14 protein-coding genes are annotated in these 15,323 nt (G+C 61.5%); 6 read left to right on the forward strand and 8 right to left on the reverse strand.

Translation table 11 applies throughout. From position 1 onward, the window contains the following. Positions 1–15: 15 nt before the first annotated feature. The 4 genes from PM2_RS19945 to tcyJ all read right to left on the reverse strand — a co-directional run bounded on the left by PM2_RS19945 (position 16) and on the right by tcyJ (position 3,742). Positions 16–1,257 (reverse strand): SfnB family sulfur acquisition oxidoreductase, encoded by a 1,242-nt coding sequence (locus PM2_RS19945; RefSeq protein WP_028699553.1) that lies wholly within the window; start codon positions 1,255–1,257, stop codon positions 16–18. A gap of 264 nt (positions 1,258–1,521) precedes the next feature. Beyond that, on the reverse strand, positions 1,522–2,280 hold the full coding sequence (gene tcyN, locus PM2_RS19950; RefSeq protein ID WP_016714444.1) for an L-cystine ABC transporter ATP-binding protein TcyN: 759 nt from the start codon (positions 2,278–2,280) through the stop codon (positions 1,522–1,524). 2 nt (positions 2,281–2,282) lie between these two features. Then, on the reverse strand, positions 2,283–2,951 hold the full coding sequence (gene tcyL, locus PM2_RS19955) for a cystine ABC transporter permease (protein ID WP_028699552.1): 669 nt from the start codon (positions 2,949–2,951) through the stop codon (positions 2,283–2,285). Further along, a complete protein-coding gene (gene tcyJ / locus PM2_RS19960; RefSeq protein WP_016714446.1) occupies positions 2,948–3,742 on the reverse strand; it encodes a cystine ABC transporter substrate-binding protein in 795 nt (264 codons plus the stop codon). The genes tcyL and tcyJ overlap by 4 nt, the downstream gene beginning before the upstream one ends. 308 nt (positions 3,743–4,050) lie before the next feature. On the opposite strand from tcyJ, the gene epsC reads away from it, so the two are divergent. Then, a complete protein-coding gene (gene epsC / locus PM2_RS19965; RefSeq protein WP_016714447.1) occupies positions 4,051–4,983 on the forward strand; it encodes a serine O-acetyltransferase EpsC in 933 nt (310 codons plus the stop codon). 271 nt (positions 4,984–5,254) lie between these two features. Continuing rightward, on the forward strand, positions 5,255–7,216 hold the full coding sequence (gene betT / locus PM2_RS19970; RefSeq protein WP_162998291.1) for a choline transporter BetT: 1,962 nt from the start codon (positions 5,255–5,257) through the stop codon (positions 7,214–7,216). 71 nt (positions 7,217–7,287) lie between these two features. On the opposite strand, the gene tauD is transcribed toward betT, so the two are convergent. From tauD to tauA, 4 genes are read right to left on the reverse strand one after another with little or no spacing between them, the layout of a single operon-like run. Beyond that, complete coding sequence (gene tauD / locus PM2_RS19975; protein ID WP_016714449.1) at positions 7,288–8,121, reverse strand: taurine dioxygenase; 834 nt, start codon at positions 8,119–8,121, stop codon at positions 7,288–7,290. A 48-nt stretch (positions 8,122–8,169) separates the two neighbouring features. Then, positions 8,170–9,009 carry a taurine ABC transporter permease TauC gene (gene tauC / locus PM2_RS19980; protein WP_016714450.1) on the reverse strand — a complete coding sequence of 280 codons (840 nt, stop codon included), beginning with the start codon at positions 9,007–9,009 and terminating at the stop codon, positions 8,170–8,172. Continuing rightward, on the reverse strand, positions 9,006–9,794 hold the full coding sequence (gene tauB / locus PM2_RS19985; RefSeq protein ID WP_016714451.1) for a taurine ABC transporter ATP-binding subunit: 789 nt from the start codon (positions 9,792–9,794) through the stop codon (positions 9,006–9,008). The genes tauC and tauB overlap by 4 nt, the downstream gene beginning before the upstream one ends. 13 nt (positions 9,795–9,807) lie before the next feature. Beyond that, positions 9,808–10,779: a taurine ABC transporter substrate-binding protein gene (gene tauA, locus PM2_RS19990; protein ID WP_016714452.1), complete on the reverse strand. Its 972-nt coding sequence runs from the start codon at positions 10,777–10,779 to the stop codon at positions 9,808–9,810. A 498-nt stretch (positions 10,780–11,277) separates the two neighbouring features. Here tauA and PM2_RS19995 point away from each other — a divergent pair, with 498 nt between their 5' ends. The 4 genes from PM2_RS19995 to PM2_RS20010 all read left to right on the forward strand — a co-directional run bounded on the left by PM2_RS19995 (position 11,278) and on the right by PM2_RS20010 (position 15,254). Next, positions 11,278–12,609, forward strand: coding sequence for an OprD family porin (locus PM2_RS19995; protein ID WP_016714453.1), 1,332 nt, complete (start codon positions 11,278–11,280; stop codon positions 12,607–12,609). 165 nt (positions 12,610–12,774) lie between these two features. Then, positions 12,775–13,413 (forward strand): peroxiredoxin, encoded by a 639-nt coding sequence (locus PM2_RS20000; protein ID WP_019096904.1) that lies wholly within the window; start codon positions 12,775–12,777, stop codon positions 13,411–13,413. A 197-nt stretch (positions 13,414–13,610) separates the two neighbouring features. Continuing rightward, positions 13,611–14,204 carry an NADPH-dependent FMN reductase gene (ssuE, locus tag PM2_RS20005; RefSeq protein ID WP_028699551.1) on the forward strand — a complete coding sequence of 198 codons (594 nt, stop codon included), beginning with the start codon at positions 13,611–13,613 and terminating at the stop codon, positions 14,202–14,204. An 84-nt stretch (positions 14,205–14,288) separates the two neighbouring features. Beyond that, the gene (locus PM2_RS20010) at positions 14,289–15,254 is read left to right on the forward strand and encodes a sulfonate ABC transporter substrate-binding protein (RefSeq protein ID WP_016714456.1); all 966 of its coding nucleotides are present in this window, start codon (positions 14,289–14,291) and stop codon (positions 15,252–15,254) included. The last annotated feature ends 69 nt before the right edge of the window (positions 15,255–15,323 follow it).

A 15,323-nucleotide genomic window follows, 5' to 3' on the forward strand; every position in this document is an offset into this window, starting at 1 on the left:
CCCAAAGGCAGCAAATCAGATCCAGGAATGCCGCGCAGGCAGGGTGCCGTTGAGGTGGTACGCGCCCACCGCGTGGTACTTCCAGCGCACCGGGTCATGCAGGGTATGCACCCGGGCGTTGCGCCAGTGGCGGTCGAGGTTGAACTCGCCAAGGGTGGCGCGGCTGCCGGCCAGTTCGAAAAGCTTTTCGCTGGCTTGCAAGGCGATTTCGGTGGTCAGCACCTTGGCCTCGGCCACGGCAATCGAGGCTCGCGCCGCACTGGCTGCGTCGATTGGCGCGGCATTGACTTCGTCCAGTACCCGCGCAGCCTTGCGCAGCAGGGCTTCGGCGGCGTGTAGCTCAAGCTTCAGGCGGCCGATGTCGGCGATTACATACGGGTCGTCGCTGGCGCGGTCCACTTTGGCTTCGATCCACGGGCGAGACTTTTCGCGCACGAAGGTGATCGCATCATCAATCGCTGCTTCAGCGATGCCGGCATCAATTGCCGCCTGGATCAGCTGTGAAGCCGCACCCTGGATGTTGGGGATATCACGCTGGCGCCAGTTGTCGATCACCAGCTCCGCGTCTACCGGCACCTGGTCGAGCAGCACGGTGCCGCTGGCGGTGGTACGTTGGCCAAACCCGGACCAGTCATCGACGATGCGCAACCCCGGGCTGCCGCGGCGCACGAACGCCAGGCGCTGGCGGCCCTCGTCGTCCAGTGCCTTGACGGCCACCCAGTGGGCGAACAGGGCGCCGGTGGAATAGAACTTCTCGCCGCTGATGCGATAGCTGTCGCCAGCGCGAGTGATCCGGGCCTTGAGGGTGAGGGTGTCTTTGGTGCCGCGCTCGGGGCCGGCATTGCCGATGCGCCAACCGTCGAGCACGCTGCGGAAGATCAGCGCCTGTTGCGCCTCGGTGGCTGTCAGGCGAATCAGTTGCAGCATGCCGAACTGGTTCTGCGGGATCTGCCCCAGAGCCGGGTCGGCGGCGCTGATCACGCGGAACACTTCGGCAACGGTTTCGAACGACACGTCGGGGCCGCCGTGGGCCTTGGGTACGCTGATGCTGCCCAGGCCGCTGCGGGTGAACAGTTCGATCTCGGCCCAAGGCAGTTTGCGTTGCTGGTCGCGGCGTGCGGCCTGCTCGCGGGCGACCTCAGCCAGTTCGCGGGCCGCTTGCAAGGCTTCGGCGTCGTTGCGCAGAACTTTGGCCGGCAGCAGCAAGGGCGAGCTGTCGAGATCGCTGTGGAATTGGGTGTTTGGCTGGCTGGACATCAGTACCGCTCCTTGGCTGCACTCAATGCCCTGGCGTTACGCACTGGGGTGATTGTGATCCTGACCATTCCTGACCTCACAAAAAAGTTGTGCCGCTACAGCTGATCGCGACAGATATGTGCTGGTCCGGTGGTCCGGTTTATATACCCTAATGCTTTATAAAAAGTTTATGAACTAACTCTTTGGAATATGTATAGAAGGAGGGATTTACAGCGGATGTGCCGGCCCTTTCGCGGGTAAACCCGCGAAAGGGCCGTAACAGGTTTACTCGGAGGCGGCAGTACCCAGGAACTTGCGCAAGAACTGCCGGGTACGCTCTTCCTTTGGCGCCGCAAACAGTGCCTTGGCTTCCCCCTGCTCCACGATCACGCCCTTGTCGAAGAAGATCACCCGGTTCGCCACATCCCGGGCAAAGCTCATTTCGTGCGTAACGATGATCATGGTGCGCTTCTCCTCGGCCAGGCCGCGGATGGTCGCCAGCACTTCACCCACCAGCTCCGGGTCCAGTGCCGAGGTGGGTTCGTCGAACAGGATCACCTCCGGCTCCATGGCCAGTGCGCGGGCGATGGCCACCCGTTGCTGCTGGCCACCGGACAAGCGCCGGGGGTAGGCGTCTTCCTTGCCTGCCAGGCCAACCTTGGCCAGCAGGCGCCGGCCAAGGTCGATGGCCTGCTCGCGGGGCGTCTTCTTGACGATCACCGGCCCCTCGATCACGTTCTCCAGCGCGGTGCGGTGCGGGAACAGGTTGAAGTTCTGGAACACGAACCCGGCTTGCTGGCGCAATCGGCGAATCGCACTTTGCTGCCCGCCCAAAGGGCGGTTGGCATCGATGCTGATATCGCCGATCTTGATCTGCCCGGCGTCGGGCGTTTCCAGCAGGTTGAGGCAGCGCAGGAAGGTGGTCTTGCCCGAGCCACTGGGGCCAATGATGGCCACCACTTCGCCGGGCTGTACGGTCAGGTCGATACCGTTGAGCACGGTCTGGCCCTTGAACCGCTTGGTCAGGCCTTTGACTTCAATCATGCTCAGTGCTCCTGGTCATGCTGGTTGACCCGCGCTTCCATGCGGTTCTGGAAGTGCGCAAGGATGCTGCACAGCACCCAGTAGATGACCGCGACCGCCACGTACATGGTGAACACTTCGAAGGTGCGTGCGGTAATCAGCTGCGCCTGGCGGAACAGTTCGGGCACCTGGATGGTGGCCGCCAGGGCGGTGTCCTTGACCAGCGAAATGAAGCTGTTGCCCAAGGGGGGCAGGGCAGTGCGCAAGGCTTGCGGCAGGGTCGCCCGGCGCATGGCCTGAACGCGGGTCATGCCGATGCTGGCGGCCGCTTCCCACTGGCCACGGTCGATTGAGGAGATTGCTGCGCGCAGGATCTCGCAGATGTAGGCCGCCATGTTCAACGACAGGCCGATCAGCGAGGCGGGGATGGGGTCGAGTTCGATGCCGATCTGCGGCATGCCGAAATAGATCACGAACAGCTGCACCAGCAGCGGCGTGCCGCGAAAGAACGACACGTAGATCCGCGCCAGCCAGTTCAGCGGCAAGATCTTCGACAGACGCATCAGCGCCAGGGCAAAGCCCAGCACCAGGCCGAAGAACATGCCGCCAACGCTGAGCAGCACCGTATAACCCGCGCCCTTCAGCAGGAAGGGCGTGGAGTCGACAACGAGTTGCAGGCTTTCAGCGATCATTTGGTGACATCAGCACCGAAGTATTTCTCGGACAGCTTGGCCAGCGTGCCGTCAGCCTTGAGCTTGTCGATGGCCTTGTTGATGGCATCGAGCAGCTCTGGCTCGCCCTTGCGCAGGGCTACGCCACTTTCCAGGCGGGAGAACGCATCGCCGGCCAGCTCCGTGTCCTTGGCTTTTTGCGCGTATTCCAGTGCGGCCAGGCGGTCGATCAGGATGGCGTCGATGCGACCGTTACGCAGGTCGGCGAACTTGCTCGGGTCGTCTTCATAGGTGCGCACATCGGCTTGCGGCACGTCTTTTTTCACCCACTGTTCGTAGTTGGTGCCCAGGCCCACGCCCACTTTCTTGCCGGCCAGGTCGGCGGCCTTGTGGATGTTCAACTGCTCGGCCTTTTTCTTCAGGATCAGCGCCTGGATGCCGGAGATGGTGTAGGGCTCGGAGAAGTCGTACTTCTTCTTGCGCTCTTCGGAAATCGTCACCTGGTTGATGACGACGTCCAGGCGCTTGGACTCCAGCGCAGCGAGGATGCCGTCCCATTTGGTCGGCTGGACCTTGGCCTTGACCCCCAGCTCCTTGGCCAGCAACTCGGACAGCTCCACTTCGAAGCCGGTCAGCTTGCCGTTTTCGTCCTGGAAGCTGAACGGTGGGTACGTGCCTTCCAGGCCGACGTTGATCACGCCTTTTTCCTGGATGGTCTTCAGCTGCTCGCCCGCGAAGGCCTGGCTGAGCAGGCCGGTACCCAGCAAAACAGCCAGGGTAGCGTTGAGTAGCGGTTTGGCGAATTTCGACATGTCAGAGCCCCGCGCTTGTTGTGTAAGTAGTGAGGTGGCGACTATAGGGTTGGCTGCTTAGGCCAGGAAATACTAAAAAATTATTTTGTTATTTCCATTTTGATTGGTGCCAGGAGCTGGCTGCTTTGAGGGTAGGCGATGATGCCTGTGCCGTCATCGCGGCTTATGCCTGACTTAGCGCAGGATGGAATAAAGCGTTGTTTTTTCCAAGGGGCTGATTTGCCGTAGAGTGGATTGCATGTAGGCAGGCCCGGCCTTTTCGCGGGCCTGGCGACACCATTAGATGGCCTATACGGCAGGAGAAAACCGTGAGCGAACAACCTTCATCCGCGCACTGGCAGTTGCAGAGCATCGTCAGTGGCCTGCGCGGCGCCCGTGAGCAATGGCGCACCCGTAATGGCCGCAGCATTGGCGAGCAGGGCGGGCGCGAGTTGCCTTCGCGCGAGGCGATGCGGCAGATTCTGGAGCAACTGTGCGGCGCGCTGTTCCCCATGCGCCTGGGCCCAGTCGATTTGCGCGAAGAAAGCGAAGATTTCTATGTCGGCCATACCCTGGATGCCGCGTTGACCGCCTTGCTTGCCCAGGCTCGCCTTGAACTGCGCTATGCGGCACGGCAAAGCAAGGCTGAGCTGGCTGGCGTCGACGCCCATGCGCTGAGCCTGATCCAGGGTTTCGCAGCTGCGCTACCGGAGCTGCGCGTACTGCTCGACACCGACGTGCTGGCCGCCTACCACGGCGACCCGGCAGCGCGTAGCGTGGATGAAGTGCTGCTGTGCTACCCGGGTATCCTGGCGATCATCCACCACCGCCTGGCGCACCACTTGTACCAGGCCGGCTTGCCGCTGCTGGCGCGGATCAGCTCGGAGCTGGCGCATTCGGCCACCGGTATCGACATTCACCCTGGCGCGCAGATTGGCCCGAGCTTCTTCATCGACCACGGGACCGGTGTGGTGATTGGCGAAACCGCGATCATCGGCGAGCGCGTGCGCATCTACCAGGCCGTGACCCTGGGCGCCAAGCGCTTCCCGAGCGATGAGTCTGGGACCCTGCACAAAGGCCTGCCACGGCACCCGATTGTCGAGGACGATGTGGTGATCTATGCCGGGGCCACGGTGCTCGGGCGCATTACCATCGGCAAAGGTTCGACCATTGGCGGCAATGTGTGGCTGACCCGCAGTGTGCCGGCTGAAAGCAACATTACCCAGGCCAACCTGCAGCTGGATTGCCAGGACAAGAATTGATCTGGCATTTGTATTGGTTGTTCCGGCCTCTTCGCGGGTAAACCCGCGAAGAGGCCGGAACAGGAAGGCACCAATCAGCACCCCAATTCGCAATGAAATCCGATCCATGTTTAACTTGAACGCTTGTTCAATGAAAAAACGCTGGTCCGCTGCCGGTGTTCAACAGGAGGATTCCTTTGCTGAACCCGTTCATTCCGAACCTTACGTCATTTGACGAGGTGCACGCCCGATGAGTGCACCGACCCCGTCCATTGCCAATGGCAAAATCCGCATGAACCCTCCGGTGTTCTACTTTGCGGCAAGTTTCATCCTCGTTTTTGGCCTGGTAGTCATTTCCAACCCGCAAGCGGCAGGTGATTGGTTGCTGGCAGCGCAGAACTGGGCGGCCAACACGGTCGGCTGGTACTACATGCTGGCCATGACGCTGTACCTGGTCTTCGTGGTGGTCACCGCCTTGTCCGGCTACGGCAAGATCAAGCTCGGTGCCGACCACGACGAACCCGAGTTCAGTTACCTGTCTTGGGCCGGCATGCTGTTTGCCGCCGGTATCAGCATCACGTTGTTCTTCTTCTGTGTTTCCGAACCGCTGACCCACATGCTGCAGCCGCCCCAGGGCGAAGCGGGCACGGCAGAGGCCGGGCGCCAGGCGATGCAGATTCTGTTCCTGCACTGGGGCCTGCATGGCTGGGGGGTGTTCGCCTTCGTCGGCATGGCCCTGGCCTATTTCGCCTACCGGCACAACCTGCCGCTGGCGTTGCGTTCGGCGCTGTACCCGCTGATCGGAAAGCGCATCAACGGGCCGATCGGCTACGCAGTGGATGGCTTCGGCATCATCGCCACGGTGTTCGGCCTGGGGGCCGACATGGGCTTTGGCGTGCTGCACCTGAACGCTGGCCTGGACTACCTGTTCGGTATCAGCCACAGCCAGTGGGTGCAGGTGATCCTCATCACCCTGATGATGGGCGCGGCGGTAGCCGTGGCCGTTGCCGGGGTGGAGAAGGGCGTGCGGGTGATGAGCGACATCAACCTGTTCCTGGCCTGCGCACTGCTGCTGTTCGTGCTGTTCGCCGGGCCGACCCAGCACCTGTTCAACACATTGATCCAGAACCTGGGTGACTACCTGGGCGCCTTGCCGCGCAAGAGCTTCGATGTGTATGCCTACGGTGAAAACCGTGACTGGCTGGGCGGCTGGACAGTGTTTTACTGGGCCTGGTGGATTGCCTGGGCACCGTTCGTGGGCCTGTTCATCGCCCGTATCTCCCGTGGCCGTACCATCCGCGAGTTCGTCTTTGGCGTGCTGCTGATTCCGTTGGGGTTCACCCTGGCGTGGATGTCGATCTTCGGCAACAGCGCGCTGGACCAGGTGATCAACCATGGCATGACCGCACTGGGCCAGTCGGCACTGGATGACCCGTCGATGAGCCTGTACCTGCTGCTGGAGACCTACCCTTGGAGCAAGGCGGTGATCGCCACCACGGTGTTCATCAGCTTCGTGTTCTTCGTCACGTCGGCCGACTCGGGCACCGTGGTGCTGTCGACCTTGTCGGCCAAGGGGGGGGAAGCCGATGAGGACGGGCCGAACTGGCTGCGCATCTTCTGGGGCGCGATGACCGCGCTGATCACCAGTGCGCTGTTGTTCGCGGGCAGCATCGACTCGCTGAAGTCGGCGGTGGTGCTGACCTCGCTGCCGTTCTCGCTGATTCTGTTGTGCATGATGTGGGGTTTGCATAAGGCGTTCTACCTGGAGTCGCAACGGCAGATCGCGCAGATGCACTCGCTGGCCCCGTTCGCCCAGTCACGTCGCGGCCGTGGTGGCTGGCGCCAGCGCCTGAGCCAGGCCGTGCATTTCCCGTCGCGTGATGAGGTGTACCGCTTCATGGACGACGTAGTGCGCCCGGCGATTGCCGAGGTCCGCGAGGTGTTCGAGCAGAAGGGCCTGGTGCTGATTACCCAGGATGACCCGAGCCACGACAACGTCAGCCTGAAGATTGGCCATGGCGAGGAGCAGCCGTTCATCTACCAAGTGCAGATGCGTGGGTATTTCACGCCGTCGTTCGCCTTGGGTGGGCTGGGCACGCAGGAGTTGAAGAACCGCCGTTATTACCGGGCGGAGGTTCACCTGAGCGAAGGCAGCCAGAACTATGACCTGGTGGGCTACAGCAAGGAGCAGATCATCAACGACATTCTGGACCAGTACGAACGGCACATGCAGTACCTGCATCTGGTCCGCTAGGTTGTCGTTGGTTTCACCGGCCTCTTCGCGGGACAAGCCCGCGAAGAGGCCGGTACAGGTCACATCAAAGTTCAGAACGGCGCATCCCCCAGGATGGTCGCCCGATGCATCACCCGCCGGTTCGGCCGGTAGTCATCCACCGCAAAATGCTGGGTCACGCGGTTGTCCCAGAACGCCACGTCGTTCTCCTGCCAACGCCAGCGAATGCTGAACTCCGGCCGCGTCGCATGGGCGAACAGCAGCTTCAACAGCGCCTCGCTTTCCAGCTCGCTCAACTCATTGATACGCGTGGTGAACCCTTCATTGACGAACAGCGCCTTGCGCCCGCTAACCGGGTGAGTGCGCACCACCGGGTGTGACAGCGGCGGGTTGTTGCGCCGCGTTGCTTCCCAGCGCGCCAGGTCTTCCGGCGTGGTGCCAAAGCGCTCCAGCGGAAACGACTTGGTGAAGTCGTGGGTGGCGGTCAGCCCAGCGAGCATTGCACGTAGCGGCGCCGACAAGGCTTCAAAAGCGGCAATCCCGCTGGCCCACAGCGTATCGCCACCGTAAGCGGGCAATTGCTTGGCGCTGAGCACCGCGCCCAGTGCCGGGGTCGGCAAGAACGTCACGTCGGTGTGCCACACGGCGTTGTCGCGCACATCGGTCACCGCCGTGTCGAGCACCAGCACCTGCGGGGTTTCGGGCACGTTGGGGTAGATCGGGTGAATGTGCAGGTCACCGAAGCGGGCTGCAAAGCGCGCTTGCTGTTCCGGGTTGATCGGCTGGTCGCGGAAGAACAGCACCTGATGCTGCAGCAGCGCCTGTTCGATGGCGTCGCGCTCTTCTGCGGTGATCTCGCGGCTGATGTCTACGCCGCTGATCTGCGCACCCAGCGCCGGGCTGATGGGGGTAACGGTCAGGCTCATGTCTTTTCTCGCTCTAGGCGCCGGGTTGCCGGCGTGGTCAATCGGCAATCAGTGGCTCTGCCCGTGCCAGGGCACCAGTTTGCGTTGCAGGGCACGCAGGCCCATTTCCAGGGCGAAGGCGATCAGGGCGATCAGCAGGATGCCCAACACCACCACATCGGTGACCAAAAACTGCGCCGCCGACTGCACCATGAAGCCCAGGCCGCTGGTGGCAGCAATCAGTTCGGCGGCCACCAGGGTCGACCAGCCGACCCCCAGGCCGATGCGGATGCCAGTAAGGATGTCGGGCAGCGCACTGGGCAGGATCACATGGCGGATCAACTGGGCCTTGGTGGCGCCCAGCGACTGCGCCGCACGCAGCTTGGCCGGGTCGACCGTGCGCACGCCGGTGGCGGTGGCGATGGCGATGGGGGCGAAGATCGCCAGGTAAATCAGCAGCACCTTCGACAGCTCGCCGATGCCGCACCAGATGACGATCAGCGGCAGGTATGCAAGCGGCGGTATCGGCCGGTAGAACTCGATCAGCGGGTCGAGGATGCCACGGGCCACGCGGTTGTAGCCGATGGCGATGCCCACCGGGATCGCGGTCAGGGTCGCTGCAACCAGCGCCAGGCCAATGCGGCCCAGGCTTGCGCCCAGGTGCTGCCACAGGCTGGCGTCCATGTAGCCTTGGGTCAGCAGGGTCCAGGCCTTGGCCAGGATGTCGCCGGGCGAAGGCAGGAACAGCGGTTCGATCCAGCCAGCGGCGGTCACCAGCCACCAGACCAACAGCAGGCTGGTCAGGGTCAGGGTACTGATCCAGCGGGTAGAGCGTTGGCGGCGTGCTGTTGCAACAGGCCGGGTTTGGGTGTCGTGCTTGCCGGCAACCGGCAGGTCCAGGCTGCTCATGCGCGCTCCTGCAGGCTTTGGCGTTGGGAGAACACCCGCGCCAGCACATGCTCGCGGGTTTCGATGAAGCGTGGGTCGGATTTGATTGCCCGGGCCGATTCGCCAGCGGCATAGCGCTGGCCGAAGTCCAGTTGCAGGCGCTCCACTACGCGGCCCGGGTTGGGTGCCAGTAGCACCAGCTCGCTGGCGAGGAACACCGCTTCTTCAATGTCGTGGGTAATCAGGAACACCGGTTTGGCGGTGCGTTGCCAGACCTGCAGCAGCAGTTCCTGCATTTGTTCGCGGGTGAAGGCGTCGAGGGCGCCGAACGGTTCATCCATCAACAACACCCGTGGGTCGGCCGCCAGTGCGCGGGCCAGGCCTACGCGCTGTTTCTGGCCACCGGACAATTGCCAGATGCGCCGCTCGCCAAAGCCATCCAGGTCGACGAGTGCGAGCATTTCACGGGCCTTGGCTTCACGCTGGGCGCGGGGTACGCCAGCCAGTTCGAGGCCGAAGGCGACATTGCCCAGCACGTTCTGCCATGGCAGCAGGGCGTCGTCCTGGAACACCACGCCGCGCTCGGCACCCGGGCCTTGTACCGGTACGCCATCGAGGGTTATTCGCCCGCCACTGGGGGCGACGAAGCCGGCGATCAGGTTGAGCAGCGAGGTCTTGCCGCTGCCGGACGGCCCCAGGGCCACCAGCAGCTGGCGCGGGCCCAGGCTCAGGTTGATGTCGGCCAGCACCGCGGTGCTGGCGCCAGGGTACTGTGCGCTGATGCGCTCCAGTTCAAGCAAGGCCATGACGGGCTCCGGATCAGTTTGGAAGGAACTTGGCGCTGACGTACGGCGAGTAGTCCGGCAGCACGGCGTCAACCTTGCCTTGCTGCTTGAGGAAGTTGGCCGTGTCGGTCAGTGCCTGGGTGGTCGGCGCGCCCAGGGCGTTGGCCTGGTCGGCGGCCAGCGGGTAGACGTTGCCCTCCAGCAGCACCGGGATATCGCTGGCCTTGGCGCCCGAGAGCTTCACCAGTTTGTCGACGTTGCCTTTGTCGGCCAGCCAGGCTTTCGGGTCTTTGCGGTAATCGGCGTAGGCGTCCAGGGTGACTTTGGCAAAGGCTTTGACCACCTCAGGGTGCTTGTCGGCGAAGTCTTTGCGCACGATCCAGGCATCGAAGGTGGGAGCGCCTTTCTGGGCCAGTTCGCCAGAAGTGATCAGCACCTTGCCGTTCTCCTTGGCTACGCCCAGTGCCGGGTCCCACACGTAGGTGGCGTCGATGTCACCGCGTTTCCAGGCCGCAATGATGGCCGGTGGTGCCAGGTTGAGGATCTGTACCTTGGACGGGTCGATATTCCAGCTTTTGAGTGCGGCCAGCAGGCTGTAGTGGCCGGTGGACACAAACGGTACGGCGACTTTCTTGCCGATCAGGTCTTGCGGCGTCTTGATGCTGTCGCGGGCGACCAGCGCTTCACCGGCACCAATCTGGGTGGCGATGAGGAATGTTTCTACGGGCAGCTTGCGGGTAGCGGCTGCGGCCAGCGGGCTGGAACCCAGATAGCCGATCTGCACATCACCGCTGGCCACGGCGGTGATCACGTCAGCGCCATTATCGAATTTGCGCCAGTCGATGCTGGCCTTGCTGGCTTTTTCGTAGTCGCCATCGACCTGCGCCACTTTGGCAGGGTCGACGGTGGTCTGGTAGGCCACGGTCAGGTCGGCAGCCTGGGCAAACCAGCTGGTGCTGGCGAGGGTCAGGGCGGCGAACAGGCGCAGCGGAGCGTGCGGGATCATGGTGGACCTCTCGTCAGGCAATCGATGTGATGGATGACGAGAAGACTAAATGATCTAAGAATTCAAAAATAAATAACTTTTTTGCATTAGCTTAGGAGCCAAATGCTTTAAGCCCAGGATCGGTGATTACCCTCAATGGCGAATGTCGAGGCACCTGCTAGGCTTTTTCGTCCCTATAGAACGATACGGAATTAGGTTATGAGCAAACGTTTGCAAATAACCAAATGTTATGAATGGCGCGGCTGCTACAACGAATGGTAGTAAAGGTTCCTAACATATTCCTTAAAAATCTTACAAATTCATAAAACGGTCATTTTGGATTTATAGGATTGTCATTATCCTGTAGCGCAGGTGGCGTCTTAGACCAAAGTCTCGAAACGTTTAGAAACGATTGACTTATGAGTCACGCTTTGGGACTAAATCGCCAATCCACGGTGAGCGGGGCAGCAGACCCCTCCGCCAGAGATACACAAGAATTAGAACGTAGAGGAGCAAAACATGTACAAGTCCAGCCTGGCCCTGGCCGTGGCACTGGGGGTTCTCGCCCAACAAGCAGGCGCTGCCGGTTTCGTTGAAGACAGCAAACTGTCGCTCAGCTCGCGCACCATGTACTTCAACAACGACAACCGTGATGGCGGTGCCGACAACCGTGAGTCGGGTCAGGGCTTCAAGCTCGACTACATCTCCGGCTTCACTGAAGGCACCGTTGGCTTCGGTGTCGATGCCCAGGCCCTGTGGGGTATCCACCTGGATGGTGGCCGTGGCAAGCACCCAGACAACAGCAGCTTCTTCCCGAGCGACACCGACGGTTCGGCTGTAAGCCAGTGGGCTCGTGTTGGCGCCAACGCCAAGGCACGCTTCTCGAAGACTGAGGTTCACTACGGTAGCGCCCTGGCGCCAAACCTGCCGATCCTGGTCTCCAACGATGGCCGTCTGCTGCCGCAAACCTTCGAGGGTGGCACCATCCAGTCGAAGGAAATCGACAACCTGACCATCAACGCCGGCCAGCTGACCCACGCCATGGGCCGCGCTTCGAGCAACCGTACCGGCCTGTCGATTGCCGGTGCCAGCCAGGACAGTAACAAGTTCCGCTACGGTGGTCTGGACTACAAGCTCACGCCAGACCTGACCCTGCAGTACTACTACTCGAACCTGGAAGACTTCTACAAGCAGCACTTCCTGGGCGCGACGCACGTATTCAAGATCGCTGACGACCAGTCGTTCAAAACCGACCTGCGCTACTTCGACAGCAGCAGCGACGGCAAGAACGGCGACGGCGGCGGTTACAACTTCAACAACAACGGTGGCTATGCCAAGAACCTCGGCGAGGTCGACAACAAGACTTGGTCCGCGATCTTCACCTATACCCTGGGTGGCCACTCGTTCCTGCTCGGCCACCAGCGCGTCAATGACGACGGTGGCTTCGTCTGGCTGAACCAAGGCAGCGTTGTTGATGGCAACGGTCGCAACGAAGGCGCCGGTGGCTCCAGCTTCTACCTGTTTACCGACAGCATGATCAACCAGTTCGCCAAGGCCGGTGAAAACACCACCTTCGGTCAGTACGCCTATGATTTCGCACGTCTGGGCGTGCCAGGCCTGAAAGCTTCGGTTTCCTACCTGAAAGGTGAAGACGGCAAGAACGCCAACGGCAACGGCACCTTCAGCGAATGGGAACGTGACGCCCGCGTTGACTACGTCATCCAGGAAGGCACCTTCAAAGGCCTGGGCGCCAGCCTGCGTCACGGCGTATACCGTGGCACCGGCACCAGCTCGCTGGCTGACCAGGATCAGACCCGTCTGATCTTCAACTACACTTACAACTTCCTGTAAGCCGTAGCTGATCCAAGAGCCTCGCCTAGTGCGAGGCTTTTTTGTGCCTACAAATTGGTATGCATTCCAGTTATAAATAAATTGTTATTTATTCTTTTTGTTTTTAACCGAATGCAGGCAAATTGAACCCATACGGTACAGAACCCAGCCAAGGAGCCGCAGCCCATGAGCCTCAAACTCGGCGATATCGCCCCCGATTTCGAACAGGATTCCAGCGAAGGCAAAATCCGCTTCCACGAGTGGCTGGGCAACAGCTGGGGGGTATTGTTCTCCCACCCCGCCGACTTCACCCCGGTGTGCACCACCGAGTTGGGCCTGACTGCCAAGCTCAAGGATGATTTCGCCAAGCGTGGGGTCAAGGCCATCGCCTTGTCGGTGGACCCGGTCGACTCGCACCACCGCTGGATCGATGACATCAACGAAACCCAGAACACCGTGGTCAACTTCCCCATCATCGCCGACGCCGACCGCAAGGTGTCCGACCTGTACGACCTGATCCACCCGAACGCCAGCGACACCCTCACCGTGCGTTCGCTGTTCGTGATCGACCCGAACAAGAAGGTGCGCCTGACCATCACCTATCCGGCCAGTACCGGGCGCAACTTCAATGAAATTCTGCGGGTGATCGACTCGCTGCAGCTGACCGACAACCACAAGGTCGCCACCCCCGGTAACTGGCAGGACGGCGACGAGGTGGTGATCGTGCCTTCGCTCAAAGATGAGGAAGAGATCAAGCAGCGCTTCCCCAAAGGTTACCGGGCGGTCAAACCCTACCTGCGTCTGACCCCGCAGCCGAATCGTTAAATGCATTCTTCGTTGTATTGCTCTTAGCCAAGCAGGGATTTTCGGGCCGTTTCGACGGCCCTTTTTTATGCCTGCTGAAACAAGTGGAGGAAATTGAGGAAAAACAAAAATGGAATAAACAAATGAAAAAATATGATTTCTAGATATATGTGGCAGCTGTTAATGTCACTTCCAACAGAACACAAGGAAGCGCTGCAATGCTGGTCGTATCAATCGGTGGTAGCCCCAGTACCCGCTCACGCTCTGGCGTGCTGCTTGAGCGTTCGCGCCAGTGGCTGCAGAACCGTGGCGTAGAGGTCGTGACGTTCCAGGTACGTGACTTCCCCGCCGAAGACCTGCTGCATGCCCGTTTCGACAGCCCGCAGGTGCAGCACTTCCAACAGTTGGTAGCCCAGGCCGATGGCCTGATCGTTTCCACCCCGGTTTACAAGGCCTCGTTTGCCGGCGCCCTGAAAACACTGCTCGACCTGCTGCCCGAACGCGCTCTGGCGCACAAGATCGTATTGCCGATCGCCACGGGCGGCAGCATCGCCCACATGCTGGCGGTGGATTACGCGTTGAAACCCGTGCTGTCGGCACTCAAGGCTCAAGAGACCCTGCAAGGGATCTTCGCCGACGACAGCCAGGTGGCTTACGCAGAAGGCTCCAAATCCGCGCAGCTGGCACCGGCGCTGGAAGAACGCCTGCTGGACTCGCTGGAAGCCTTCCACGTTGCCTTGGCCCGCCGCCCACGCCCCGTGGCCCCCGGCGTACTGAATGAACGCCTGATCAGCGCTCGCTGGAGCATCTGACCGGCCCAACCCGCTACACCACCTTACTCGCCCGACAACGAGGCAAGCAGGTGCAACCCGAACCCAAACGTACAGGAGAGCGCCATGCGCACAGTCTTCTTGCGTCGCGGTCTGGTCGCCCTGTTTGCGGCGGCTGTGTCCTTCGGCGCCATTACCCAAGCCCAGGCCGAAAGCCTGCGTATCGGTTACCAGAAATACGGCACCCTGGTGCTGCTCAAGGCCAAGGGCACGCTGGAAAAGCGCCTGGCAGAGCAGGGCGTGCAGGTGCAGTGGACCGAGTTTCCTGGTGGCCCACAGCTGCTTGAAGGGCTGAATGTCGGCTCCATCGATTTCGGCGTGACTGGCGAGACCCCGCCTGTATTCGCCCAGGCTGCCGGCGCCGACCTGCTGTATGTGGCGTACGAGCCGCCTGCACCACACAGCGAGGCGATCCTGGTGCCGAAAGGCTCACCGATCCAGTCGGTGAAAGACCTCAAGGGCAAGAAAGTCGTCCTCAACAAAGGCTCGAACGTTCACTACCTGTTGGTACGCGCGCTGGAAGATGCCGGCCTGAAATACAGCGACATCCAGCCCGTGTACCTGCCACCCGCCGATGCCCGCGCCGCCTTCGAGCGGGGCAGTGTGGATGCCTGGGTCATCTGGGACCCGTACCAGGCCGCCGCCGAGCAACAGCTGCAGGCCCGCACCCTGCGTGATGGCAAGGGCCTGGTCGACAACCACCAGTTCTACCTGGCCACCCGCAACTACGCCAGCCAGCACCCGGCGGTGATCAACACCGTGATCGAGGAAGTGCGCGCCGTGGGCGAGTGGTCCCAGGCCAACCCGCAAGAAGTGACCGACCAGGTCGCACCGCTGCTCGGCCTGCCCACCGACATCACCCTGACCTCTGTCAAACGCCAAGGCTACGGAGCAGCGCCGCTCACCCCTGAGGTTGTGGCCGCACAACAGAAAATCGCCGACACCTTCCAGGCGCTCAAGCTGATACCCAAGCCACTGAGCATCAAGGACGTGATCTGGACACCCCCGGCCAAGGTCGCTAGCGCGCCTTGATTGATTCGCCTGTGCCGGGGCGTCGCCCTGGCTTGAGCCACCCTTGAGGAGACAACTCCAATGAGCCTT

The organism is Pseudomonas monteilii NBRC 103158 = DSM 14164 (assembly GCF_000730605.1).
GTDB classification, from domain to species: domain Bacteria; phylum Pseudomonadota; class Gammaproteobacteria; order Pseudomonadales; family Pseudomonadaceae; genus Aquipseudomonas; species Aquipseudomonas monteilii.